The organism is Stenotrophomonas sp. ZAC14D2_NAIMI4_6 (genome assembly GCF_003086875.1).
Taxonomy (GTDB): Bacteria; Pseudomonadota; Gammaproteobacteria; order Xanthomonadales; family Xanthomonadaceae; genus Stenotrophomonas.
In genome coordinates this window covers 1,361,932-1,386,418 of sequence record NZ_CP025996.1, presented here as the reverse complement: position 1 = coordinate 1,386,418, position 24,487 = coordinate 1,361,932, and the positions used below count along the sequence as shown (strand labels likewise).

The window sequence follows — 24,487 nt, the reverse complement described above, 5'->3', positions numbered from 1 at the left end:
CCAAGGTTGGCACCTACCAGAGCGGTGTGCCCGCACCTACCGTTACAGCCGCACCAGCAGGTGCTTGGCCAGCATGCCGTGCAGTTTGCCGATGCCGCGTGCCAGGTGCATCGTCAGCAGCAGCAGCAGCGCGCCCACCACGGCCAGCACCGGCGTTGCGGCCAGCGGCAGCACGTTGGTGCCATCGATGTAGATGCTCGGCGCGGTGGCATCGAACAGCGCCGCCACCGGCGACCAGATGAAGGCCAGCGACACCGACAGCAGGGTGACCGCGATGGTGAAGTACACGATGCCCAGCGGCAGCATCAGCAGGAAGTACAGCAGGGTCAGCCAGGTACGGCCGTCGGTGAACATGTCACCAATGCGCTGCAGCCACGTGCGGCTGCGATCGGTGTACTGCGGCCGGCGCGGCATGCGCTCACCCAGCAGCGCTTCCACCAGCCGCCCTTCCAGCAGCGCCAACCCGCGCACCGAACCGAAGAACAGCACGGTCAGCGGCACGCCGATGATCAGGATCATCAGGCCCAGCGACAGCGACAGCCCGGTCACCACCCAGGTGAAGAAGAACGTGCCGGTGGCCAGCGACAGCATCATGTAGAACAGCGCGCCGTAGGTGTGCGGGTCCAGCATGACGCCGAAGAAGCGCGCCCACCAGGTACGCGGCTTCGCCGCCGGCAGTGCCGCCGCAGGTGCCGCCCCGCTGGCTTCGGCGGCCGCGCGCAGCACCGGCGCGGTGTCGGCGCGCGGCGTACGCAGCGCGCGGTTTACGGTCACCTCGGTTTCGCGGTAGATCTCGGCCACTTCCTGCGGCGCGCCATAGCTGCCGGCCACATCGGCAATCACCTCGGCCTCGCTGCGGCCGGACTGCGCGGCCAGCTCCGAGCGCAGGTATTCCTCGGCGTCGTACAGGGCATCCTGCACCATGGCCGGGTCAGCCCCTTCCAGCGCCGCCCGCAGCTGCGCCAGATACTGGGCAATGGTGGTGGGCAGGGCCGTGCCTGCCAGGTTCAGGTCGTTCATTGCGGTACCCCCTCCAACACGGAATCGACGGAATCGCGGGTGGCCTGCCAGGCCTGGCGCCACTGCGCCAGCACCTCGTGGCCACGTTCATTGATGCGGTAGTAGCGGCGCGGCGGGCCACTGCTGGACGGCTCCACGTGGCTTTCCAGCAGCCCGGCGCCTTCCAGGTTGCGCAGCACCGGGTACAGCGCGCTCTGCTTGCCACTCAGCACGCCCTCGCCCACGCGCTCCAGCTCCTTGGCGATCAGGTAGCCGTACAGCGGCTCCCCGGCCCGGGCCAGTACCGCCAGCAGGGCCAGCGATACCGTGCCGGCGCTGAGCTCCTTCTGGAACTTCTTCAGGTGGACATCGTCGTCGGACATGGCCGGCCCTCCACTATGTTGGAGTCAACAGTAGTGTGAAGTCCGGTATAGCGAATGTGTCGTTAGTCACCCTGCCGTGAGGCAAGGGGGCGTCAGGCTTGGCGCACGGCCAGCAGCACCTGTGCCGCAACGGCCTCGGGCAAGGCATGCCTGCCCGCTTCAAGCCGGCTGACCAGAGCCTGCCGGCGGGCGGGGCCCAGCGGCGAGTACTGCTCGCTGCGGCGAAGCCAGTCGTGCGCGAGCTGCAGGTGCCACGCGCGCTCATCTTCGCGCTGCGGCATCGCATCCAGCAGCAGGTCAAGGTGCTGCCACAACGGCAACCGCGGCAGCAGCCGGAGCAGCCCAACGCATGCCACGGGCGAAGGACCATCGTGGCAGAACGCCAGCAGCCTCGGTGGATCCAGCTCCGCAACCCACAGCGCGTTCGCGCTGTCCAGCATCGCATTCACCGTGCGACCCGGCATTTCCAGTGCCACCCGCAGCAACGCCAGGCCGGCGCCGCCCTCGGCCCGCACCCAGCCGCGCAGGCAGTTGCGCTGATGACGCGCCGACACCTGCGGCAACCGGGCGCGCAATGCAGGCACATCCTCGGCCTCGGCGTGATCGGCGAGCGCTGCCAACGCCTCGCGCCAGCGTCCGCGCCCTGGCGGCTGCAACTCCTGGCGCCACAACGCGATGGCGGGACGGGCCTGCCGCTGTTGCAGCAGCCATGCCGCCAAGCGGCGCACACCGCGCGAACGGTCGAATGCCGCCGCTTCGATGTGCGCGTCCAGTCCAGCCACTTCGCGTTCCACCAGCGCGCGCAGCGCGGCACCACGCACGCGGGCGGATGGCGCGGACAGGGCCAGCGGACACAGCCTGTCGATGTCCATGGGCGTGCCATGCCGCAGAAGGTCGGTCAGCGCCTGATAAGAAACGTGCGGATCACTGTCGCCCAGCGCATGCGCGCGCAGTGCTGCCCGGTCTTGGTGGGTCTGCAGCGCGATGGCATAGGCCGCCAGCCGCGTACGTGCGTCGGGGTGCCCCAGCAATCCTTCAAGGACCTGCTGGCGGGAGGGCGATGCCAGCCACCCGAACAGCGTGTCCTGCAGCCACGCGCGGTCGATGCGCTGCGCATTGCGCAGGCGCACCACGATCGGCCAGGCCGCCAACACGTGATGTACCGCGCACTGCCCGAGCAGGGACAGCACCACCTCCTGCGCCACCGCACGCACCTCGGCCACCCAGTCATTGCAGCGCAGCAGGGCGCAGGACAACGTCAGGTGGCTGGGCACCGAGCGCATCGTTCGCAGCGCCGCCTCGCGGGTATGGCCGTTGCCATCGCATCCGGCAAGGAACAATGCCGCCGCCCGTACTTCAAGCGATGCGCCCTGGTAGATCTGCACGCTGGAAAGCAGTTCGTTCTGCCGTGGTGCCCACCAGCTGCGCAGACGCTCATCGACGTCGAACAGCGTGCGAGGAGGCAGTGCCTGCAACCAGCGCACAGCGTCCACGTCATCATCAACGAAGCCTCTCAACGTCCATTTGACCAGCGCGTGCAACGCCGCTTCGGGCGTGGCGGAGTGTTGTTCGCTCATTGCATGCTTCCCTGCCGACGTGCACACAGTGCCGTACGCGCATCGGCAAAACCAGAGGGCATCGATGGCGCAGGCGCCGCCGGTGGCGCAGAATCGGCTGACACCTTCGTTCCGGGGATCCCATGCCGCACCGCCGTCGCACTGCCCTGACCGCCCTCGCCCTCGCGTGCCTGCTGCCCGCCCTGGCCAGCGCTGCCACGCCCTACCGCAGCCCGCAGCAGATCCTTGATGCTTCCGCGGCCAGCGATTGGCGCACCCCGGACCCGGCCAACCTGCTGTACATGGATCTGCCGGCCGGGCGGGTGATCATCGAACTGGCGCCGCAGTTTGCCCCGCGCCATGTGGCCAACATCCAGACCTTCGCCCACGAGCATTTCTGGGACGGCACCAGCATCTACCGTTCGCAGGACAACTTCGTGGTGCAGTTCGGCGATGCCGACGCCGACGACGCCAACAAGGCCAAGCCGTTCGGAAGCGCCGCGCGCAAGCTGCCGGCCGAATTCGAACGCGCCAGTACTGGCCTGAAGGTGAGCGTATTGCCCGACCGTGATGGCTGGGCCGCGCAGACCGGTTTCGTTGATGGCTTCCCGGTGGGCCAGGACCCGCAGGCCGGCAAGGCCTGGCTGGCACACTGCTACGGCATGCTGGGAGCGGGCCGCAGCAACGAAGAAGACAGCAGCATCGGCGCCGAGCTGTACGTGGTGACCGGGCAGTCGCCGCGCCAGCTGGACCGCAACATCACCTTGGTTGGCCGCGTGCTGAAGGGCATGGAACTGCTGAGCGCGATTCCGCGCGGACCGGCGCCGATGGGCTTCTATGCAGACCCGAAGCTGCGCACGCCGATCATATCGATCCGCCGCGCCAGCGACGTGCCCGCGGCCGAGCGCACCCCGATCCAGGTGCTGCGCACCGATTCAAAGACCTTCGCCGACACGGTGGAAGCACGGCGCAACCGCGTGGACGATTTCTACAAGCGCCCGGCCGGGCATATCGACCTGTGCAACATCCCGGTGCCGGTGCGGTAGCGCCGGGCCATGCCCGGCGAGTGCCGCGACGGGTTCGGTGCGTGGCACATGCTGAAGGCACATCATTGTTCATGGGCGTCACTTTTCTTTGCCCGCGCAAAGAAAAGTAACCAAAAGAAACGCGCCGCCGTCCGCGAGCCGGCGCTGCGCGCCGGTACCCTGCGCTCCTCGGTCCGTCGAGGGACGGCGCGGAACTCGCTGCGCTCAGACACCCGCGCCTCTTCGCCCTCGCCGGACCTGCGGTGCTCGGCTCGCTTCAAGGCGGACCCAGATCAAAACCCACAGCCGCGCGCCCACGCATCGATAGCGCCGATGCGCCTCAGCTTTTCTGGCTGACCGCCACGCTACCCAGGATCAATCCGCCGGCAACCAGCATCTGCAACGTCACCGGTTCGCCCAGGAACAGCCAGGCAAACGCGGCGCCGAACAGCGGAATCAGGTAGGTCACCGTGGACGCACGTGACGGGCCAATGCGGCCGATCAGGCGGTAGAACATCAGGAACGCCAGGCCGGTGCAGGCCACGCCCAGCGCGATGGCCGCGCCCCAGGCCTTCAGCGGAATGGCACCCTGCGGCCAATGCGTTACCGCCATCGGCAGCATCCACAACGAGGCACAGCCCAGGGTCGCGGCAGCGGCGGCCGCCGATGGCAGGCCGGTCATGTGCCGCTTCACCAGGTTCACCCCCAGCCCATACAGCAGCGACGCCGCGGCGCCTGCCAGCACGGCCATGCCGATGCTCAGGCCCGACACCTTGGCCGTGGCCAGTACCACCACGCCAGCAAAGCCGACCAGCAGCGCGCCGGCGCGACGCACACCGATCTTTTCGCCGAAGAACAGGAACGCGATCAGCGCGGCGAACAACACCGTCATCGCATTGCAGATCGCACCGATCGCCGCCGGCGCCTGCTCGGCCGAATAGGCGAACAGCACGAACGGCAATGCCGAGTTGATCAGCCCGATCGGCGCCAGCCACAGCCAGCGGCGCGGCGGGAACTGCGCACGGGCACGCCACAGAAACGGCATCAGCACCAGCGCGCCCAGCACCAGGCGCACTTCCACCAGCGCGAACGGCCCGAACGAGGGCACGGCCACGCGCATGAACAGGAACGAGCAGCCCCAGATGGCGCCCAGCAGGGTCAGTTCCAGCGGCGTGCGCCAATCGCGCTCGGCCAGCTGTGGTACCGCATTCATGTGCTGCCTCCGTCCATCGTCTGTCAAACCACCGGGCACACAGCATCGGCCGCAGACGCCTGCCGCACAAGCGCGTAGTATCGCTGTCAGCCACAAATATGGTTTGAGGCTGGACATGCTGCTACGCCCTTCCCTGCTGCCTGCACTGGCCGTCTTCGCGGTGGCCGCACGCCACCAGAACTTCGCCCAGGCCGCCCAGGAACTGCACCTGACCGCCAGCGCGGTCAGCCACCATGTGCGCCGCCTGGAAGAGGTGCTGGAAACCCGCCTGTTCCTGCGCCATGCGCGCGGGGTGCGCCTGACCGCCGAGGGCCGCCAGCTGGCCGACGCCGCCAGCGCCGCGTTCACCGATGTGGCCGCCGTGGCCCACCACCTGCAACCGGACGCCGACAGCGTGACCCTGCGGGTGACCACACTGCGGTCGCTGTCGTACTGCTGGCTGCTGCCGCGCCTGCCGCGCTTCACCCAGGCCCACCCGCAGATCCGCATCGAACTGCACACCGGCAGCGGCCTGGACCGCTACGACGACAGCGGCCCGGAAGTCGGTATCCGCTACGGTCTGGGCCAATGGCCGGGACTGCACGCGCAGCACCTGATGGACGACCAGCTGTTCCCGGTGGCCTCGCCGGCGTTGGCCGGGGTGGAAGCACTGGACGACCCGGCACGCATCGCCGACCTGCCGCTGCTGAGCGATCTGTCCCCGCAGGGCTGGCGCGACTGGTTCCGTCACGCCGGGGTGCGACCGCCCTCGCCGCTGCCGCCCATGCACACCTTCGCCGACAGCACCGATGCGATGCGCGCGGCGGTGTATGGCATGGGCGCGGTGCTGGCACGCACCCACATCGCGCAACCGTACCTGCAGCGCTACGAAGTGGTGCGCCTGCCGGGCCCCGCGATGAAGGCGCGCTACAGCTACTACGTGGTGCATGCCGAAGGGCAACCGCCCGGCCCGGCGGCGCGCGTGTTCATCGACTGGCTGCTGGGCCAGGCACACGACGAGCGCACGCCCATTCCCGCCCTGCCCGACAGCCTGCTGGGCCGCACACCGACCGTCGGCTGACAGCGCCCTCACCCGGTCTTTGCTTGCCGCTGGCTACGCTGCGCTGAACTCCCACCACGTGCCACTGCCATGTCCATGCTGCGACTGCGAATCACCGGAACCGAAGACGATGCCCGCGCCATCAGCGATCTGCTGCTGGGGTTGGAAGGTATCGAGCACGTTGAAGAGACCGACGACCTGATGCCGCACATGGATGACGACGATTCCAGTTCGGCCGGCCTGTCGGACGATATCGGTCCGGGCATCCACGAGCTGGAAGTGGAAGTGGGCAACGAGAGCACCGCGCAGAAGGTGCGCGATGCGGTGCAGGAACTGGCGCTGGAGCTGGATGTGTTCGTCGAATACGAGACCGACGAGGGTTGAGGCGTCGCCGGGCATGGCCCGGCGCTACCCGCACTGCGGCGCCGGTCAGGCCTTGCGACGGCGGCGCCGCCACCAGGTACGGACGCCCCAGCCACACAGCAGCGCGATGATCGCCACCGGCAGCAATGCGGCGGCCGCGCGGATCAGGAAGGCCACGCTGGTGCTGAGGATGCTGCCCGATTCACTCAGCGCTTCACCGATCTCGCTGCGGCTGCGCTGGCCCGAGGTCGTGCCGAAGTGCACTGTCACCAGCTGCGTGTCGATGCGTCGGCGCTGCTGTGCGCTGTCCTTGTTGGCCTGCTCCACGCCCGCCTCGATTTCAGACAGCCGCGCGGTAACCGCCAGCAGTTCTTCCACCTTCAGGTCCTTGCGGTCCTGGTAGCTCAGCAGGCGCGCGTGTTCCTTTTCCAGCCGCGCCTTGGTCAGCGCGGTATCGGCCACCTGCTGGGCCAGGTCTTCGGCACGGGTGTTGCGCGACTGCACGGTGCCACCTTCGCCGGCCAGCGCGATCAGCGGTTCAGTGCCCTTGGGCGCAATGCGCACGCGCACCTCGCCATCGGGGCGCTCGCCGCTGCGCTGGTTGACCTGCAGGACTGCGCAATCGCCGAACTTCGCGCTCTGGCAGGCCTGCGCGATCTGCTGGATGCGCGGCGCGATCTGCTCGGCCGGCAGCTGCACCTGCACGTCGTGCTCGTAGGCCAGGAACGCGCCTTCCGGTGAAGCGACCGCGGCGGCGGCCACACCGCCGGCATCGGCGGCCATATCACCGTTCTTTGCACAGGCGGCCAGGGCCAGCGCCAGCAGCGCCCCCTTGGCCATCACCGCCATCGTGCCGTAGCGGCCGCGTCCCTGTTCCTGCATGTCCTGCGCTCCAATGAAGATTCCCTGAGGCGCACATGGTAATCCTATGGCAGGGGGACAAAGCAGCCCCGGCGGCCTATGCTCGGGGTTTGACCCCGTACAGGAACGCCTGATGCGCCCGCATCTTCTTGCCCTTGCCCTGGTTGCCGCCCTGGCCGGTTGCCAGCCGGCCGACGCCCCGACCAACGCCTCCACCCCGGCCGCCGGCCAGCAGGCCGCTGACCAGGCCGCCGATGCGGCCTTCGCCGATCTGTCCAAGCGCGCCCTGGACACCTGGATGCAGCTGTCGCCGGTCAGCGCCACCCAGATCGGCGACCACCGCTATGACAGCGAGATCGACGACCTGAGCGCCGCCGGCCAGCAGAAGACCGTGGCCGCCTACAAGGCGCTGCTGGGCGAGCTGGACAAGATCGAAGTGGCCAAGCTGGGCCGCGAGAACCAGGTGGACGCGGCGATCCTGCGCAACCAGCTGCAGTCGGAAATCTGGAACGCCGAGGTGCTGCAGTCGGGCAAGTGGGACCCGCAGCTGTACAACGGCCTGGCCGGCAGTGCGATCTACGGCCTGATGGCCCGCGAATTCGCCCCGCTGCCCGAGCGCCTGAAGTCGGCCACCGCACGCATGGAAAAGCTGCCGGCGATCTTCGCCCAGGCGCGCGAGAACCTGGACCCGGCACGCGTGCCGAAGATCCACGCCGAGACGGTGGCCAAGCAGAACAAGGGCATCCTCAGCATCGTCGATACCTTCATCACCCCGCATATCGGTGAACTGCCGCAGGCCGACCAGCAGCGTCTGCAGGCGGCCATCGATGGCCTGAAGAAGGCCGTGGACGAACAGCAGACCTGGCTGGACAAGACCCTGGTGCCCAATGCCAAGGGCGACTTCCGCATCGGTGCGGAAAAGTACGACCAGAAGCTGAAGTTCGCGCTGAATTCCTCGCTGTCGCGCCAGGAGATCGGCGAGCGTGCGCGTGCCGAACTCAAGCGCGTGCGCGAGGACATGTACGGCATCGCGCAGACCGTGCTGAAGGACAAGCCGGGCGCACCGGAGATGCCGGCCCAGCCGACCGACGAGCAGCAGCAGAAGGCGATCGAAGCGGCGCTGGAGCTGGCCTACGCCGACAAGCCGGCGCGCGACAAGGTGGTGGACGATGCCAAGGCCGCGCTGGAGCAGTCCACCGCGTTCGTGCGCGAACACGATCTGATGACCCTGCCCGATGCACCGGTCGACATCATCCTGATGCCCGAATTCCAGCGCGGCGTGGCCGTGGCCTACTGCGATTCGCCGGGCCCGCTGGACAAGAACCTGAAGACCTTCTACGCGGTCTCGCCCATTCCCGACGACTGGAATGACAAGCAGGTCGATTCGTTCCTGCGCGAATACAACTCGCGCATGATCCACCTGCTGAGCATCCACGAAGGCACCCCGGGCCATTACCTGGAAGGCTGGCATTCGGCCAAGTTCCCCTCCACCCTGCGCGCCGTGCTGCGTTCGGGCCTGTTCGCCGAAGGCTGGGCGGTCTACACCGAGCGCATGATGCAGGAGCAGGGTTACCTCAACAACGACCCGCTGTTCCACCTGGTGCAGCTGAAGTTCTACCTGCGCACCATCTCCAACGCGATCCTGGACCAGGGCGTGCACGTGGACAACTGGGATCGCGAAAAGGCGATGCACCTGATGACCCACGATGCGTTCCAGCAGGAAAGCGAAGCGAGCGGCAAGTGGGTGCGCGCGCAGCTTACCTCGGCGCAGCTGCCGACCTACTTCGTCGGTGCGCAGGAACACTTCGACACCCGCAAGGCCATGCAGGACAAGCTGGGCGACAAGTTCAACCTGAAGGCCTACCACGACCAGATGCTGTCCTACGGCGCGCCGCCGGTGCGCTTCGCCCGCCAGCTGATGCTGGACCAGCCGATCGAGTAATCGAGCGGGTGTCAGCTTGAACCAGAACGGCCCGGGGAAACCCGGGCCGTTTTTCATCCACGCTTGGGGTCAGATCCCTTTCCTGCGGAAAGGGCTCTGACCCCGATGGGGCTAGCGCGCCGGACCGCGCACCTGAGGTGCTGAAAGTAGTTTCACAGGCGCTGCAGCCTTCTTCAGCTCGATCGGAACAGAGAACATACGCCTGACATCAAGCGCTTCGCTTTCGTAACTGTTATCGAAGTCCTTTTCAGGCAACTCGACCACGATGACGCCGCGCTCGCCGTCGACCATTATCCCCTGGTGCTCCGGGAACAGCGTCTGGATCTTTCCAGATCCCACTACGCTCTGAAGCTCATTCAGAGAATGCGGCGCACCCACCACGAAGTGGTAGGTGACCTGCCCGTATCGGGTGTCAACGATCCTGGAAGGCACTGGGTCGGCTCCGGTCAGCCTGACCGTCACGACCATCGGGTTCTCGGTAAACGTCTTGCCTGCAAACCTGTCCGGCATGACCTCCATGATCTTCTGAAGCGCCTCTCCAGCCGCCATTCGAAGGCGCAGACGCCTGTCGGCTTCCTCCGCGGTCAGCCCTTCCTTCTTTGCAAAGATCTGGACGACAGGATCGGTGGCGGGAGTCACGTTCTGGGCGTACGCAGAAGGAAATGCCGAAGCGCCAACACACACGGCGAGTGCGATCACGTGTCTGCAATTGCGTTTCACGGGACCTCCCTGGTCCAGCAGGGGGTCAGAGCCCTTTCCTGCGGAAAGGAATCCGACCCCGGTGCGGTTATTGATCGGCTGCCATGAAGCCGCCGGTCTGCCGCGCCCACAGGCGCGCGTACAGACCACCGGCATCGACCAGTTCGGCATGGGTACCGGTTTCGACGATGCGGCCCTGGTCCATCACCACCAGCCGGTCCATGCGCGCGATGGTGGACAGGCGGTGCGCGATGGCGATGACCGTCTTGCCGCCCATCAGTTCGTCCAGGCTGTCCTGGATGGCCGCTTCCACTTCCGAATCCAGCGCCGAGGTGGCTTCGTCCAGCACCAGGATCGGCGCGTCCTTCAGCAGCACGCGGGCGATGGCGATGCGCTGGCGCTGACCACCGGACAGCTTGACCCCGCGCTCGCCGACGTGGGCGTCATAGCCACGGCGCCCCTGCCCGTCCACCAGCGTGTCGATGAAGGCTTCGGCGCGCGCCTTGGCCACCGCCGCACGCAACTGCTCGTCGCTGGCGTCGGGCCGGCCATACAGCAGGTTGTCACGGATCGAACGATGCAGCAGCGAGGTGTCCTGGGTGACCACGCCGATCTGCTGGCGCAGGCTTTCCTGGGTAACGTGGGCGATGTCCTGCCCGTCGATCAGGATGCGGCCGCTTTCCAGGTCGTACAGCCGCAGCAGGATGTTGACCAGGGTCGACTTGCCGGCGCCGGAGGGGCCCACCAGGCCGATCTTCTCGCCCGGCTTCACCACCAGGTCCAGGCCGGCGATCACCCCGCCCTTCTTGCCGTAATGGAAGTGGATGTCCTGGAAGTGCACGCCACCATGGGCCACCTGCAACGGCACCGCATCGTCACGGTCCTGCACGGTCAGCGGCTGGGCGATGGTGGTGATGCCGTCCTGCACGGTGCCGATGTCTTCGAAGATGCCGTTGATGGTCCACATGATCCAGCCGGACATGTTGTGGATGCGGATGACCAGGCCAGTGGCCAGGGTGATCGCGCCCACGGTGATGTGCCCGCCGTTCCACAGCCACAGCGCCAGGCCGCAGGTGCCGGCAATCAGGAAACCGTTGACGATGGCGATGGTCAGGTCCATGCCGGTGGTGATGCGCGTCTGTGCGCGATGCTTCACCGCCAGTTCCTGGATCGATTCGGCCACGTAGGCCTGCTCGCGGCCGCCGTGGGCGAACAGCTTCAGGGTGGGAATATTGGTATAGCCATCGACGATGCGGCCCATCGCCTTGGAACGCGCTTCCGAGGCGATCCATGCGCGTTGCTTCGCGCGTGGCACGAAGTACGCCAGGATCACCGCATAGGCCAGCAGCCACAGGATCAGCGGCACCATCAGCCGCCAGTCGGCCTGCGCGAACAGGTACAGCGCGGTGCCGGTGTAGACCACGATGTACCAGAGCGAATCGACCATCTGCACGGCCGATTCGCGCAGCGACGTACCGGTCTGCATCACCCGGTTGGCCACGCTGCCGGCGAAATCGTTCTGGAAGAAGCTCAGGCTCTGCCGCACCACGTAGTTGTGCATCAGCCATCGCGAGCGGTTGCTCAGGCCGGGCACGATGGCCTGGTTGACCAGCAGGTTGTGCAGGCCGACCAGGATCGGCCGGGCGATGACCGTGATGAACAGCATCCAGCCCAGTTCATTGGCGTGGCGCTGGAAGAAGCCGGCACCGGGCTGTTCGGCGACCATGTCGACGATGCGGCCCAGGTAATCGAACATCGCCACTTCCACCAGCGCCAGCAGCAGGCCGGCGATGAGGGTGGCCAGCAGCACCGGCCACACCGGGCGCAAGTAGTGCAGGTAGAACGGCAGCACCTTCTGCGGCGGCATGCGGCCATCGACCGGCGGGAACACCGGAATCAGAGATTCAAACCAACGAAACATCACAGTCCCTCGCCATCAATCAGCGCGGGGATTATCCCATGCCGGGTGTGTGTCCCGCGTTCCGGCCAGTGTCGGGTAGGCGCCCACCTGGGTGGGCGCGTTGCGATATGCCGACCAAGGTCGGCATCTACCGGTGCGTGGGAGTCGGCATCTACCGGTTCGTGGGGGTGAACTGCAGGTCCTGGAAGTCGAAGCTGAAATCGGTCAGGTCCGAGATGGACTGCATGCGCACTTCGCGCACCTTGCCGTCCGGGTCCAGGCTGAAGTTCACGAACGCATCGGCGTTGAGCGAGCGGTCGTCCCAGCGCACGATGAAGGTGTCGTGCTGCCAGTGCTCCAGGCGGCCGGTCAGCTGCGCGGTCTTGGCAAAGCTCAGGCGCAGGCCCTTGCCCTCGGCCACGATGGCCATGTCGCCGTACCAGCGATCGCGGTACTGGCCGGCATAGCCACGCAGCGGCAGCGACGGCGTAGTGCCCTTGGCACGCTCGGCCTGGTGCTTGGCCCAGGCTTCATCGGCCTTGTCCTGGCCCTTGGCCACGCCCTTGGCGTAGGCGTCGACCCAGTCATGCTTTTCGCCGCCCAGGTAGGCGTCGAGCACGCTGAGGGTGATCGCGTTGAAGGCCGCGCCCGATTCCTGGTTGGTCAGCACCACCACGCCCAGCTTCTGGCCCGGCACCAGGGTCAGCCGCGAAACCATGCCCGGCCAGCCGCCGGTGTGCCAGACCAGCTTCTGCCCACGGTAGTCGCTCAGGTTCCAGCCCTCGCCATAGCCGGCGAAGTTGGCCCGTGCCGGCTCCAGTTCGGGCACGCTCGGCGTGGCAATGGCCTGGGGCGTGATCATCTGCCACATGTCTTTCTGGGTTTTGGCACTGAACAGCGGCGTGCCGTCGGCCAGCGTGCCCTCGGCCAGCTGCACCTGCATCCAGCGCGCCATGTCGTGCGCGCTGGAATAGATGCCACCGGCACCGGCGTTGTTCGACCAGGTGAGCGGCGCAACGGTGCGCAGGTCCTTGAAATCGTACTTGGCGTGGCCCACCGCCGCGTTGTCACCGGGCTGCAGGTGGTCTGCGTTGTAGCGGGTACCGGCCATGCCCACCTTGTCGAAGATGCGCGTCTGCAGGAACTGCTCGTAGCTCATGCCCGACACTTTTTCGATCACCTGCTGGGCGACCGCGTAGAGGATGTTGTCGTAGGCATAGCGCTCGCGGAAACCGCCCTTCAGTGGCACCTGGCCCAGGCGTTGCACCACCTCGGCATTGCTGTAGCTGGTGGTGGGCCAGAACAGCAGGTCGCCGGCGCCCAGGCTCAGGCCGCTGCGGTGCGACAGCAGGTCGCGCAGGGTCATCTGCCCGGTCACGAAGGGATCGGACATGCGGAACGACGGCAGGTGGTCGATCACCTTGTCGTCCATCTTCAGCTTGCCGTCCTCGGACAGCAGGTTCAGCGAGGTAGCCGTGAACGCCTTGGTGTTGGAAGCGATGGCGAACAGCGTATCGGCCTGCACCGGTGCCGGCTTGCCCAGTTCGCGCACGCCCCAGCCGCGTTCCAGCACGATCTGGCCATCCTTCACCACGGCCACGGCTACGCCAGGTACGTCGAACTGCGCGCGCACGCGCTCGACCGTTGCGTCCAAGTCCTGCAGTTGCGGCGGGGTGGCCGCACTCGCCATGGTGGTGCACGCCAGCAGCACGGCTCCTCCGATCCAGGTTTTCATCCAGCACCATCTCCGAACAGGGGTCGCGGCCATGTGCAGGCCGTCACCGGGGTTTCGCACGATGGTAACGGGCGGCGATCCACCCTGCCCTGTGCCATAGGAGGGGTGCCATGGTTGACGATCATGCAGTGGGCAGCGGCTCCACCATCATTCCCTGCCTGCGCTACCGCGATGCGCTGGCAGCGATCGACTGGCTGCAACGCGCCTTCGGGTTCCATGCGCAGGCGGTGTACGCCGAGGGCGAAACGGTCTTCCATGCCCAGCTGGTGTTCGGCCAGGGCATGATCATGCTGGGCTCGGCCAGCAACGGCGGCGAGTGGTCGAAGCTGGCGGTGATGCCCGACGAGGTGGATGGGCGGCAGACCCAGAGTGCCTGCGTGATCGTGGCCGATGTGGATGCCCACTACGCCCGCGCCAAGGCCGCCGGTGCGCGCATCGTCATCGATATCGCCGACCAGGACTACGGTGGCCGTGGCTATGCCTGCGCCGACCCGGAAGGCTATCTGTGGTGGTTCGGCAGCTACGACCCGTGGCGCGCCGGGGCCGGCCAGTAGGTTCGGGCACGCTCAGCGGCCGCGCCAGCGGTCCAGTGCCCACAGGGCGGTCCAGCCCAGCACGAACACGCCGGCCACGCGCAGCACATTGCCGCTGAAAGCGGCCGCCCCGATGCGCTGCAGGTCCAGGAACGGGTACGGCACCTGCCCGGTCAACGTGCCGCACAGCATCGCCCAGCCCAGGTAGGCCACCGGCACCATCAGCACCGGGCCCAGCACGCGCCAGCGCAGGGCGCCGTGCGGCAACAGCCAGAGCCAGCCCAGCAGATACAGCACGGGGGTGGCGTAGTGCAGCCCGGTATCGGCCCACCACTGCAGGCCCGTGGGGTGCCACAACCGCTGCAGCACCAGCCCGTAGACCAGCCCGGTCACGCCGATGCACAGCGCCAGGGTCGCCGCCAACGGCGCTGGCAGGTGGCGGCCACATGCGATCCACACACAGCTTAGGCACACCGCCAGGTTGCTCAACACGGTGAAGTAACTGCAGAAACGCAGGGTGGCCATGGCCACGCCCGCCGCCGCGGCGGGCCCGGTGAGCAGCAGCGCGTACTGCAGCAGCAGCGCCGCCGCCGCCGCCACTGCAGTCAGCAGGGCCCAGCCTTTCAACAGGTTCCAGCGCGCGGCCATGGCGATACCCGCAAGTACGGTGCCGCGAGCATGCCACAGCCATCGCCGGCCGCCACACGCATGCCGCACAATACGCACATGACCACCCCCGATACCCGCAAAGCGCTCTGGCAGATCCACTTCTGTGTCCTGCTGTGGGGCATCACCGCCATCCTCGGCAAGCTGATCACCCTGCCGGCGCTGCCGCTGGTGTGGTGGCGCATGTTGCTGGTGGTGGCCATGCTGGCGCTGCTGCCGCGGGTCTGGCGTGGCCTGCGTACCCTGCCGCTGCGGCTGGTGGCCGGTTATGCCGGCATCGGTGCGCTGGTCGCGCTGCACTGGCTCACGTTCTACGGCGCGGTGAAGCTGGCCAACGCCTCGGTCGCGGCCACCTGCATCGCGTTGGCACCGGTGTTCACCTCCATCATCGAACCCTGGGTGGCCAAGCGGCCATTCCAGTTGCGCGAACTGGCCTTCGGCCTGGCCGTGCTTCCGGGCGTTGCGCTGGTGGTGGGTGGCGTGCCCGACGGCATGCGTCTGGGGGTGCTGGTGGGCGCGCTGTCGGCGCTGCTGGTGGCTGTGTTCGGCTCACTCAACAAGCGCATGGTCAGCCATGCCGATCCGCTGACGGTGACCGCGCTGGAGCTGGGTGCCGGCACCCTCACCCTGACCCTGCTGGCGCCGCTGATGCCGTACCTGCTGCCGGCCCTGGCCAGCCCGCTGTGGGTGGTGCCGGACCTGCATGACGGCATCCTGCTGCTGGTGCTGGCCGGCGCCTGCACCCTGTTGCCGTTTGCCCTGGCGCTGGTGGCGCTGCGCCACCTGAGCGCCTATACGGTGCAGCTGGTGACCAACCTGGAACCGGTGTACGCGGTGGTGCTGGCGGTGGTGCTGCTGAACGAACAGCACGAAGTGACCCCATGGTTCTACCTGGGCGTGGCGATCATCGTCGGCGCCGTGTTCCTGCACCCGCTGTTGAACCGCCGCAAGCCGGTGCAGCACCCGGAAATCCTGGGCACCGCCGAGGCGCGCAATATCGCTGAATGACGCACCGACGGTAGAGTCGAGCCATGCTCGACTGCTTTTCGCCGGATGCAACGCGTAGAGTCGAGCTTGCTCGACTGCTTTTCGCGCGATGCCAACAGCAGTCGAGCAAGCTCGACTCTACCTGGACACAGGCCAACAGCAGTCGAGCAAGCTCGACTCTACGGGGCCAGCTCCACGCGGTTGCGGCCGCTGGCCTTGGCGCGGTACAGCGCGGCGTCGGCGCGGGCCAGGGTCTGGTCGGTGTTTTCGCCCGGCTGGTACTGGGCCACGCCGATGCTGATGGTGACAGGGAAGCCCAGCGGCAGATCGGCCACCGCCATGCGCAGGAATTCGCACTGCAGTTCAGCGGTACGCAGGTCCACATCGGGCATCAGGGCCACGAACTCTTCGCCGCCATAGCGCGCCGCCATGCCGCGCCCGCCGAAGTGCGAGCGCAGCAGCACCCCCAGTTCGGCCAGCACCCGATCGCCGGTGGCGTGGCCCTGGAAATCGTTGATCTGCTTGAAATGGTCGATATCCACCAGGGCCACGCAGGTCTGCCGCAGCTGCCCATCGGCGGTGGCCACCGCTTCGGCCAGGGCGACGGCCAGCGCGCGTCGGTTCGGCAATCCGGTCAGCGCGTCGGTGCGGCTCTGTTCGTTCAGGTCGGCGTTCTGCGCCAGCAGCACCTCGTGGTACTCGGCCAGCAGGCGCTCGTAATCATCGCGCTCCAGCATGTGGTTCTGGATATCCAGCGCGAAGCGGCGCAGTTCCATCACCAGCATCACCTGGCGTGACAGCGCGGCAAGCGCCTCGGCCTTGTCCGGCGCCAACTGTTGCGGGTGCGCATCGAACACGCACAGCGTGCCCAGCGGCAGGCCATCGCTGCTGACCAGCGGCGCGCCGGCATAGAAACGCACGTGCGGATCGCCGGTCACCACCGGGTTGTCGTGGAAGCGGATGTCCTGCAGCGCATCCTCCACCACCATGATTTCCTGCGGCTGCAGGATGGCGTGCCCGCACATCGATTCGCTGCGCAGGTTTTCCGCGGCATCAATGCCCTGGATGGATTTGAACCACTGCCGCTCGACATCGATCAGGGTGACCGCGGCCATGCTGGTACCGCACACCGCCTTGGCGATCACCACCAGGTCATCGAAGGATTTTTCACGGTCCGAATCGAGAATGCGGTAGCGATACAACGCCTGCAGGCGCTCGGCTTCGTTGGCAGGCTTGTCGGGCTTGATCATGCAGCGTCATGTTCCGGCAGGTCGCCGCCGAGTCTAGCCGATGTTGGCGCCGGGTCATGCCCGGCGGCCATTCGTCCCAGCGTGGTTTACCAGTCCTGCTGCTGCGGCAGCAGCCCGTGCAGCTCCTGGTCGGTCAGGTTGCGCCATTGGCCCGGCTTCAGCGCGCCGATCTTGACGTTGTCGATGCGCACGCGGCGCAGCTGGGTCACGCGGAAGCCGAACTCCGCCGCCATCAGGCGGATCTGCCGGTTCAGGCCCTGCTGCAATGTGATGCGGAAACCGAACTTGGCAATGCGCGAGGTGCGGCACGGCAGCGTCATCTGGTTGTGGATGCGCACGCCGCGCGCCATGCCACGCAGGAATTCGTCGGTCACCGGCTTGTTCACCGCCACCAGGTACTCCTTCTGGTGGCCGTTCTCGGCACGCAGGATCTGGTTGACGATGTCGCCATTGCTGGTCATCAGGATCAGGCCTTCGGACTCTTTGTCCAGGCGGCCGATCGGGAAAATGCGCTGCTCATGGCCGACGAACTCGACGATGTTGCCCTTCACCGAGGTTTCGGTGGTGCAGGTCACCCCGACCGGCTTGTTCAGCACGATGTAGACGTGGCGGCGCGCGCCCGGCTTGCGCGCGGTGCGGGCGCGCAGCGGCTGGCCGTCCACCAGCACGGTGTCGTCCTCGCCGACCACCGCGCCGGTGCCGGCCGGGCGGCCGTTCACGGTCACGCGCCGGTCGGCAATCAGACGGTCGGCCTCGCGGCGGGAGCAGAAGCCGGTTTCGGCAATATGTTTGTTGAGTCGGGTGGTCATGCGCCCATTATCCGGCATTGCCACCCTCCCCGCCTCATGCAACGGTAACGGAATCTGCCGTTTCGCCGTCGAAGACCCGGTTGCGGCCGCCGCGCTTGGCCACGTACATGGCATGGTCGGCACGCCGCAGCAGGGCCGCCAGATCGTCCTGGCCCGGCCGCCACTGTGCCAGGCCGATGCTGGCGGTCACCTGCAGGCCGGGCACCTGCAGGCTCTGGCAGGCTTCGGTGATGCGCTGGCGCAGCACGTCCAGGCGCCGCCGCGCATCCTCGCGCGACACCCCCGGCAGGACGACCAGGAACTCCTCGCCGCCCATCCGCGCAACCTCGTCCTGGCCGCGCACGCTGGCGCGCAGGGCACGGGCCACCGCCACCAGCACCTGGTCGCCGACCTCATGCCCGTGGCGATCATTGATGTCCTTGAACAGGTCCACGTCAAGGAAACCGATGACCAGGCCACCGTCGTCGCGTGCACCGCGCTGCAGGTGCTCGCCCAGCTGCTGCAGGCCGGCGCGGCGGTTGGGCAGGCCGGTCAGCGAATCGGTCTCGGCCAGGTGGCGCATCTCGTCGCGTTGCTGGCGCAGGCGACCCAGCCGCAGGTTCAGGGCGTAGGCGGCCATCATCAGCAGCCACGTCACCGCCAGCTGCAGCGCTTCCACGCGGTATTCCAGCAACCAGCCGGCACTGACGGCGTCGGCGGCGATCAGCACCAGCATCGGCGTCAGCGCGGCCAACCCCGCCTGCGACCACACATCGCCGCGCAGCCGCGCCCACAGGCCCACCGCCAGCGACAGCGCACAGCCCAGGATGAAGCTGACCTGCAGGCCCACCGCCACCACCTGCAGACCGTCGCGGCCGAGCCACGGCACCAGCGCGGCCACCGCCAGCAGGCCCCACAGCACGATCTGCTGCGGCAGGCGCGAGCGCGGCAACTGCCGGTCACCACCGTTCAGGCGCCACAGCGCCGGCAGTGCCATGGCCTGGGTGGCCGCGGTCAGCGCGATCAACCACCAGGCGGCGCGCTCGCCCACTGGCAGCCAGGGTTCGGGGTAACCAGACAGGCCGCCCAGCACCGCCTGCCACAGCACCAGGATCAGCGTGGCGCCGATGTAGAACAGGAAGCTGCGGTCACGGGTGGTCAAGTAGCCCATCAGCGCCGACAGCGCCAGCGCGATGGCCACCGCGATGCAGGCTGCGCGCACCAGCAGGCGTGCGGTGTCGTTCTGCTGCACCGGGCTGGGCGCGCCCAGCCGCAGGGTCGGCACCCAGCGTGCCTTCAGCGGGGTCTGCCAGGAAACGAAGAAGGGTTCATGGCTGCCGGCGCGGGGCACGGCCACCATGCCAATGCCGGCGCGGAAGCGCGAATCGCGGGTGCGCGCATCGTCCATGTTGCCGCAGATCTCGCGCTCGCCATGCTGCAGGCGGACTTCGCCGGCGAACACGTTGAACACATCCAGCGCCTGCGGTTCGCCCGACCAGCCGCCCGGCGGGGCATCCACCCGCACTTCCTGGCGCGGCCCGACCAGCATCTGCGGCGTACACGCGCGGTGCGGTGTAGGCACATCGGTAGCGGCGCCCACCAGCAGATAGTCGCGCCCGGCTTCGGCCGCGCGCGCGTGGCCCAGCCAGGGCAATGCCAGCCAGGCCAGCAGCACCACCAGCACTGCCCCTACTTCAAACCGCACGTGCCTGCCGACCACGCTGTGTCCCGCTGTTGCTTACGTCCGCGCCCAGTGCACGTCGCCCCTGCGGCCATTATCGCAGCCTGCGGCGGCGCCGGTGTGTAGACCAAAGGTGGGGCCGCGCAGCGCGCCGGATCAGTGGTCCGCTCCGGGCTGGCCCACCAGGCGCAGCGGGCGCTGGTCGGCCAGGGTCAGCCGTTCAAGCGGCTGCGGGCGCTCGATGGCAAACCCCTGCAGGCCCTGCACGCCCAGAGCCGCCAGTGCGTTGGCCACTTCCTCGGTCTCCACCCATTCGGCCACCACTTCCATCTGCAGTTCGCGGCCCAGTTCGCTGATCGCGCGCACCGTGGCATGGCTGACCGGGTCGCTGCCCATGTCGCGCACGAAGGCGCCGTCGATCTTCAGGATGTCGGCCGGCAACTGCCGCAGGTAGCCGAACGAGGACAGCCCCGAGCCGAAGTCGTCCAGCGCCATGCGGCAGCCGCGCGCCTTCACCGCATCGATGAACGCCCGCGCCTGGGTCAGGTTGCTGATCGCCGCTGTTTCGGTGATCTCGAAGCACAGCTTGGCCGCCAGCGCGCGGTTGCGTTCCAGCAGGTCGCAGACGAAGGCCAGGAATCCCGGTTCGGCGATCGACTGCGCCGACACGTTCACGTTGCACAGGCCGAGCTGGCGCACGTGCGCCGGGCAGACCTGCAGGTGGCGGAACAACAGGCCCAGCACATGCCGGTCCAGCGCCACGGCCATGCCGTAGCGTTCCACCGCCGGCATGAACTGGCCCGGCAGGTGCAGTGCGCCGGCCGCATCGCGCATGCGCACCAGCACCTCGTAATGCAGGTAGCCCGGATCGCCCACCTTGGCGATGCGCTGGGCGTAGAGCAGCATGCGGTTCTCGGCCATGGCCCGGCTGACCCGCTGCAGGCGCTCGGCCTCCTGCCGCCGCTCCTCCAGCGCCAGGCGGTCTTCGTTGAAACAGTGGATGCGGTTGCGCCCGGCCTGCTTGGCCGCATAGCAGGCGCTGTCGGCCGCGCTCATCAGCCAGTTCACGTCCTGCGCGTCGGCGGTCACTTCCACCACGCCGATGCTGCAACTCAACTGCGGGCTGCCTTCGCTGATCGGGAACGTGGCCTGGCCCAGGTTGCGCAGCAGCCGCTGCAGCACACGCTTGGCCTCGTCCTGGCTGGCGCGGGCCAGGAACACCGCGAACTCGTCGGCACCCAGGCGTCCGACCCAGTCGCCGTCGCGCACCGCGCCGATCAGGTACTCGGCGAAGCCGCGCAGCATCTGGTCACCAGCGGCGTGACCGAAGCTGTCGTTGACCAGCTTGAAGTGGTCCAGGTTGATGTAGCACAGCGAATGCACGCCGCCTTCCGAGCGCACCTGCAGCAGGGCGTTCTCCAGCAGCCGTTCGATCTCGCGGCGGTTGATCAGGCCGGTCAGCGGATCATGGCTGGCGTGGTGCTCGATCTCGCGGGCCAGGGCATGGTGCTGGCTGACGTCTTCGATGATCGCAAACACCGACAGGCCGCGGCCGGGGGTACGCACGCCGGTGCCACTCCAGCGGCCCCACACCAGGCTGCCGTCACGCCGGCGGAAGCGCAGCTCGCCTGGCCGCAGCTGCCGCTCCCAGTCGATCTGGCCCTGCTCGTCCAGCACCAGCTCGCCTTCCATCAACAGCTCGGCAAAGGTGGCCTGCAGCAGCTGGTCGCGGCGGTAGTCCAGGATATCGGCAATGGCCTGGTTGGCCTCGATGACCCGGCCCTGCGCGTCCAGTTTCAGCATGCCCACGTTGGCCTGGTAGAACGCGGCGCGGAACCGGCTTTCATGTTCGCCCATGTCCTTGCCCACGCGCCGGGCCAGGGCAATGGCCATCAGGGTGATGCCCAGCACCGACACGCCACCGACCACCAGAGTGGCGATGCGTACCGCCCGTGACATGTCCAGCAGGGCCTGCGAAAACGCCTTCGCCTGCCCCTGCAGGGTCTGGTCGATGTCGCGCAGGCGCTGCAGGTAGGCATCGCGCGCCTGCACCGTCAAGGGGCCTTCATGGTGGCGCTGGCGCAGTTCGCTGATCAGCGCCTGCATGGCCAGGACGCCTGGGTCGGTCTGTCGCCACAGCGTGGTGGCATCACGGAACGCGCCGAAATCGCGGGCATGGCGGAACGAGAACACCAACCGTGCCACGTCACCCTTGGCGTTGCCGCCGCGCAGGAAGCCGGCGCGGGCGCTCGCCTCGTCCGGCTCGGGCTGTTCCAGCGCCAGGCGCGCGTGCAGGTCACCCAACGGCAGCTGCAGCGCGCGCTCGGCATCATTCAGATCGATCAACTGGCCGCGCACCAGGTATCGGCTCAGCGCCGAGGTGGCCTCCTGCTGGCCGCGGGACCAGTGCCCCTGGCCGGCAATCCAGGCGGTGGACGCCGCCTGCAGCTCCTGGATGACAGCCGACAGCCCGACCAGGCCGATCGCCATCCCGGTCAGCAATGCAAACCGCAGCCCCAACCCCCGGGTCATCGGCACCCGTCGGTCCTGCTGCTCGCTACCCCTCCTACCCATCCTGGATCCCCCCGGACGCGATTACGGTGGCAACCTCCTGCGGAACCCGTTCAGCCTAGAACCGTGGGTGTGTGGACGGTGCGAAGCCCACGAAAAAGGGCGGCGGTCGCCCGGGCCATCCGAAGATGAAGGCCCGATCGACCACCGCCCCTTCAGGCGTGGTGCTTAGAAGCTGCGCGGACCGCGCGGCTTGAAGCCATCACGGCGCGGCGGGCGACCTTCACGGTCACCGCCGGGGCCACCCGGGCCACCGCGGCGCGGGCCACCCGGACCGCCCGGACCGCGCTTGTCGAAGCGCGGCTTGAACGGACGCGGAGCCGGGTTGATCTCTTCACCGGCCGCCAGCGGACGCATCTGCAGCTGCTGGCCCGACACCCACACCTTCTGCAGGTGGCTGAGCACGTCCTGCGGCATCTGCGCCGGCAGGTCCAGCAGCGAGAAATCGTCGTGGATGTCGATACGGCCGATGTAACGGCTTTCCAGGCCCGCTTCGTTGGCGATGGCGCCGACGATGTTGGCCGGCTTCACGCCGTGCTGGTGGCCCACCGAAATGCGGTAGGTCTCCATGCCCTGGTCCGGTGCACCACGCGGCGGCACTTCACGGCGCGGGCGCTGTTCGAAACCACCCTCGCCTTCTTCGCGGCGCGGGCCGCGTTCGAAGCGCGGGCCGCGTTCGTTGCGGTCGAAGCGGTCACCGCGTTCCGGGCGGTCGCCACGGTCGAAACGCTCGCGCGGCGCGCGTTCTTCACGCGGCGCACGCACCGGCGGCTGCAGCAGGAACGGGGTATCGCCCTGCAGCATCTTGGCCAGTGCGGCAGCCACTTCGATGGCCGGCACGTTCTGCTCGGTCTCGAAACGCTCCAGCAGCTGGCGGTAGAAATCCAGACCGCCGGCGCCGAGGGTTTCGCTGATGCGCGAGGTGAACTTGTTGATGCGGGTATCGTTGACCGCTTCCACGCTCGGCAGCTGCATTTCTTCGATCGGCTGGCGGGTGGCGCGCTCGATCTGGCGCAGCATGCCTTTCTCGCGCGGGGTGGCGAACAGGATCGCCTCGCCGCTGCGGCCGGCACGGCCGGTACGGCCGATGCGGTGCACGTAGCTTTCGGTGTCGTACGGGATGTCGTAGTTCAGCACGTGGCTGATGCGTTCCACGTCCAGGCCACGGGCCGCCACGTCGGTGGCCACCAGGATGTCCAGCTTGCCTTCCTTCAGCATGGCGATGGTGCGCTCACGCTGGGCCTGCTGCATGTCACCGTTGATGGCGGCAGCGGCCAGGCCACGGGCCTGCAGCTTGCTGGCCAGTTCTTCGGTGCCGGCCTTGGTGCGCGCGAAGATGATCATCGCGTCGAACGGCTCGACTTCCAGGATGCGGGTCAGCGCGTCCAGCTTGTGCATGCCGCTCACCCACCAGTAACGCTGGCGGATGTTGGCCGAGGTGGTGGTCTTGGCCGCGATGGTCACTTCCACCGGGTCCTGCAGGTAGGTCTGCGCGATGCGGCGGATCTGCGGCGGCATGGTGGCCGAGAACAGGGCCACCTGGCGCTGCTCCGGCAGCTTCTTCAGCACCGCTTCGACGTCGTCGATGAAGCCCATGCGCAGCATTTCATCGGCTTCGTCCAGCACCAGGGTCTTCAGCTCGGACAGGTCCAGGGTGCTGCGATCCAGGTGGTCGATCACGCGGCCGGGGGTACCGACCACGATGTGCACGCCGCGGCGCAGGGCCGACAGCTGCTGGCCGTAGGGCTGGCCGCCGTACACCGGCAGCACGCGGAAACCGGGGATCTTCGAGGAATACGACTGGAACGCCTCGGCCACCTGGATGGCCAGCTCGCGGGTCGGCGCCAGGATCAGGGCCTGCGGCTTGGTCTGCTGCAGATCGATGTTGGACAGCACCGGCAGCGCGAAGGCCGCGGTCTTGCCGGTACCGGTCTGGGCCTGGCCCAGCACGTCGCGGCCTTCCAGCATGGCCGGAATGGTGGCGGCCTGGATCGGCGAGGGGGTTTCGTAGCCGATGGCGCTGACCGCCTGCATGACAGGCTCGGACAGGCCGAGCTGCGAGAACTGCAGCGGCGCTTGGGAATCTTGGGACATGGAAAACTCCAAAGGCACGGCCATCTGCATGGCAGTGCGATAAAAAAGGGATGGTCCGCGCTTTGGGCGCCCTTCTTATCGCGTGCCCTGGCGCTGCTCGTTCGGAGGGAGATTCACTCGCTCAGAGCGGAATGATACCGCACCGTGCCTGAACGGCGCGTACAGGATTCCATTCGCATCCATGGCCGCCCACACTGGCGCA

General features: G+C 67.7%; 20 protein-coding genes. 6 read left to right on the top strand and 14 right to left on the bottom strand.

Going from position 1 to position 24,487, the window contains the following annotated elements; genetic code table 11:
* Positions 1-42: 42 nt before the first annotated feature.
* The 3 genes from C1933_RS06335 to C1933_RS06325 all read right to left on the bottom strand — a co-directional run bounded on the left by C1933_RS06335 (position 43) and on the right by C1933_RS06325 (position 2,923).
* Entirely contained in the window at positions 43-1,020 is a 978-nt protein-coding gene (locus tag C1933_RS06335; protein WP_108752578.1) for a sensor domain-containing protein, read from the bottom strand.
* On the bottom strand, positions 1,017-1,382 hold the full coding sequence (locus tag C1933_RS06330; protein ID WP_108749047.1) for a PadR family transcriptional regulator: 366 nt from the start codon (positions 1,380-1,382) through the stop codon (positions 1,017-1,019). Before C1933_RS06330 ends, C1933_RS06335 begins: the two co-directional genes overlap by 4 nt.
* Before the next feature lie 92 nt (positions 1,383-1,474).
* Positions 1,475-2,923 carry a HEAT repeat domain-containing protein gene (locus C1933_RS06325; RefSeq protein WP_159093945.1) on the bottom strand — a complete coding sequence of 483 codons (1,449 nt, stop codon included), beginning with the start codon at positions 2,921-2,923 and terminating at the stop codon, positions 1,475-1,477.
* Between the two features lie 158 nt (positions 2,924-3,081).
* Here C1933_RS06325 and C1933_RS06320 point away from each other — a divergent pair, with 158 nt between their 5' ends.
* Entirely contained in the window at positions 3,082-3,984 is a 903-nt protein-coding gene (locus C1933_RS06320; protein ID WP_108752576.1) for a peptidylprolyl isomerase, read from the top strand.
* A gap of 319 nt (positions 3,985-4,303) precedes the next feature.
* On the opposite strand, the gene C1933_RS06315 is transcribed toward C1933_RS06320, so the two are convergent.
* A complete protein-coding gene (locus C1933_RS06315; RefSeq protein ID WP_108752575.1) occupies positions 4,304-5,176 on the bottom strand; it encodes a DMT family transporter in 873 nt (290 codons plus the stop codon).
* A gap of 115 nt (positions 5,177-5,291) precedes the next feature.
* Between C1933_RS06315 and C1933_RS06310 the strand changes: the two genes are divergently transcribed.
* Positions 5,292-6,236, top strand: a complete 945-nt coding sequence (locus tag C1933_RS06310; protein WP_108752574.1) for a LysR substrate-binding domain-containing protein — start codon at positions 5,292-5,294, stop codon at positions 6,234-6,236.
* Between the two features lie 69 nt (positions 6,237-6,305).
* Positions 6,306-6,599 (top strand): hypothetical protein, encoded by a 294-nt coding sequence (locus C1933_RS06305; protein ID WP_108749042.1) that lies wholly within the window; start codon positions 6,306-6,308, stop codon positions 6,597-6,599.
* A gap of 45 nt (positions 6,600-6,644) precedes the next feature.
* Here C1933_RS06305 and C1933_RS06300 read toward each other — a convergent pair whose 3' ends face one another.
* Complete coding sequence (locus tag C1933_RS06300; RefSeq protein WP_108754757.1) at positions 6,645-7,418, bottom strand: DUF4349 domain-containing protein; 774 nt, start codon at positions 7,416-7,418, stop codon at positions 6,645-6,647.
* A gap of 154 nt (positions 7,419-7,572) precedes the next feature.
* Here C1933_RS06300 and C1933_RS06295 point away from each other — a divergent pair, with 154 nt between their 5' ends.
* The gene (locus C1933_RS06295) at positions 7,573-9,381 is read left to right on the top strand and encodes a DUF885 domain-containing protein (RefSeq protein WP_108752573.1); all 1,809 of its coding nucleotides are present in this window, start codon (positions 7,573-7,575) and stop codon (positions 9,379-9,381) included.
* Positions 9,382-9,492: 111 nt separating this feature from the next.
* Here the strand turns inward: C1933_RS06295 and C1933_RS06290 are convergent, their stop codons facing one another.
* The 3 genes from C1933_RS06290 to C1933_RS06280 all read right to left on the bottom strand — a co-directional run bounded on the left by C1933_RS06290 (position 9,493) and on the right by C1933_RS06280 (position 13,715).
* On the bottom strand, positions 9,493-10,080 hold the full coding sequence (locus tag C1933_RS06290; protein ID WP_108752572.1) for a hypothetical protein: 588 nt from the start codon (positions 10,078-10,080) through the stop codon (positions 9,493-9,495).
* An 88-nt stretch (positions 10,081-10,168) separates the two neighbouring features.
* Positions 10,169-12,001, bottom strand: coding sequence for a multidrug efflux ABC transporter SmrA (gene smrA / locus C1933_RS06285; RefSeq protein ID WP_108752571.1), 1,833 nt, complete (start codon positions 11,999-12,001; stop codon positions 10,169-10,171).
* Positions 12,002-12,152: 151 nt separating this feature from the next.
* On the bottom strand, positions 12,153-13,715 hold the full coding sequence (locus tag C1933_RS06280) for a serine hydrolase (RefSeq protein WP_108752570.1): 1,563 nt from the start codon (positions 13,713-13,715) through the stop codon (positions 12,153-12,155).
* 110 nt (positions 13,716-13,825) lie between these two features.
* Between C1933_RS06280 and C1933_RS06275 the strand changes: the two genes are divergently transcribed.
* Positions 13,826-14,269, top strand: coding sequence for a VOC family protein (locus tag C1933_RS06275; RefSeq protein WP_108752569.1), 444 nt, complete (start codon positions 13,826-13,828; stop codon positions 14,267-14,269).
* A gap of 12 nt (positions 14,270-14,281) precedes the next feature.
* On the opposite strand, the gene C1933_RS06270 is transcribed toward C1933_RS06275, so the two are convergent.
* Positions 14,282-14,896, bottom strand: a complete 615-nt coding sequence (locus C1933_RS06270) for a Pr6Pr family membrane protein (protein ID WP_108752568.1) — start codon at positions 14,894-14,896, stop codon at positions 14,282-14,284.
* A 78-nt stretch (positions 14,897-14,974) separates the two neighbouring features.
* On the opposite strand from C1933_RS06270, the gene C1933_RS06265 reads away from it, so the two are divergent.
* Positions 14,975-15,922, top strand: a complete 948-nt coding sequence (locus tag C1933_RS06265) for a DMT family transporter (protein ID WP_108754756.1) — start codon at positions 14,975-14,977, stop codon at positions 15,920-15,922.
* Between the two features lie 158 nt (positions 15,923-16,080).
* On the opposite strand, the gene C1933_RS06260 is transcribed toward C1933_RS06265, so the two are convergent.
* The 5 genes from C1933_RS06260 to C1933_RS06240 form a co-directional block, all read right to left on the bottom strand.
* Positions 16,081-17,151: a sensor domain-containing diguanylate cyclase gene (locus C1933_RS06260; protein WP_108752567.1), complete on the bottom strand. Its 1,071-nt coding sequence runs from the start codon at positions 17,149-17,151 to the stop codon at positions 16,081-16,083.
* Positions 17,152-17,237: 86 nt separating this feature from the next.
* Positions 17,238-17,960, bottom strand: a complete 723-nt coding sequence (locus C1933_RS06255) for a pseudouridine synthase (RefSeq protein ID WP_108752566.1) — start codon at positions 17,958-17,960, stop codon at positions 17,238-17,240.
* Positions 17,961-17,994: 34 nt separating this feature from the next.
* Positions 17,995-19,659 (bottom strand): diguanylate cyclase, encoded by a 1,665-nt coding sequence (locus C1933_RS06250; RefSeq protein ID WP_108752565.1) that lies wholly within the window; start codon positions 19,657-19,659, stop codon positions 17,995-17,997.
* A gap of 117 nt (positions 19,660-19,776) precedes the next feature.
* Complete coding sequence (locus C1933_RS06245; protein ID WP_108752564.1) at positions 19,777-22,194, bottom strand: EAL domain-containing protein; 2,418 nt, start codon at positions 22,192-22,194, stop codon at positions 19,777-19,779.
* 165 nt (positions 22,195-22,359) lie between these two features.
* Entirely contained in the window at positions 22,360-24,285 is a 1,926-nt protein-coding gene (locus C1933_RS06240) for a DEAD/DEAH box helicase (protein WP_108754755.1), read from the bottom strand.
* Between the last annotated feature and the right edge of the window lie 202 nt (positions 24,286-24,487).

Coding starts and splice junctions, on each gene's coding strand:
- C1933_RS06270 (WP_108752568.1), bottom strand. CDS start 14,896: ATGGCCGCGCGCTGGAACCTGTTGAAAGGCTGGGCCCTGCTGACTGCA.
- C1933_RS06245 (WP_108752564.1), bottom strand. CDS start 22,194: ATGGGTAGGAGGGGTAGCGAGCAGCAGGACCGACGGGTGCCGATGACC.
- C1933_RS06240 (WP_108754755.1), bottom strand. CDS start 24,285: ATGTCCCAAGATTCCCAAGCGCCGCTGCAGTTCTCGCAGCTCGGCCTG.
- C1933_RS06275 (WP_108752569.1), top strand. CDS start 13,826: ATGGTTGACGATCATGCAGTGGGCAGCGGCTCCACCATCATTCCCTGC.
- smrA (WP_108752571.1), bottom strand. CDS start 12,001: ATGTTTCGTTGGTTTGAATCTCTGATTCCGGTGTTCCCGCCGGTCGAT.
- C1933_RS06310 (WP_108752574.1), top strand. CDS start 5,292: ATGCTGCTACGCCCTTCCCTGCTGCCTGCACTGGCCGTCTTCGCGGTG.
- C1933_RS06305 (WP_108749042.1), top strand. CDS start 6,306: ATGTCCATGCTGCGACTGCGAATCACCGGAACCGAAGACGATGCCCGC.
- C1933_RS06255 (WP_108752566.1), bottom strand. CDS start 17,960: ATGACCACCCGACTCAACAAACATATTGCCGAAACCGGCTTCTGCTCC.
- C1933_RS06265 (WP_108754756.1), top strand. CDS start 14,975: ATGACCACCCCCGATACCCGCAAAGCGCTCTGGCAGATCCACTTCTGT.
- C1933_RS06320 (WP_108752576.1), top strand. CDS start 3,082: ATGCCGCACCGCCGTCGCACTGCCCTGACCGCCCTCGCCCTCGCGTGC.
- C1933_RS06260 (WP_108752567.1), bottom strand. CDS start 17,151: ATGATCAAGCCCGACAAGCCTGCCAACGAAGCCGAGCGCCTGCAGGCG.
- C1933_RS06295 (WP_108752573.1), top strand. CDS start 7,573: ATGCGCCCGCATCTTCTTGCCCTTGCCCTGGTTGCCGCCCTGGCCGGT.
- C1933_RS06300 (WP_108754757.1), bottom strand. CDS start 7,418: ATGGCCAAGGGGGCGCTGCTGGCGCTGGCCCTGGCCGCCTGTGCAAAG.
- C1933_RS06280 (WP_108752570.1), bottom strand. CDS start 13,715: ATGAAAACCTGGATCGGAGGAGCCGTGCTGCTGGCGTGCACCACCATG.
- C1933_RS06315 (WP_108752575.1), bottom strand. CDS start 5,176: ATGAATGCGGTACCACAGCTGGCCGAGCGCGATTGGCGCACGCCGCTG.
- C1933_RS06330 (WP_108749047.1), bottom strand. CDS start 1,382: ATGTCCGACGACGATGTCCACCTGAAGAAGTTCCAGAAGGAGCTCAGC.
- C1933_RS06335 (WP_108752578.1), bottom strand. CDS start 1,020: ATGAACGACCTGAACCTGGCAGGCACGGCCCTGCCCACCACCATTGCC.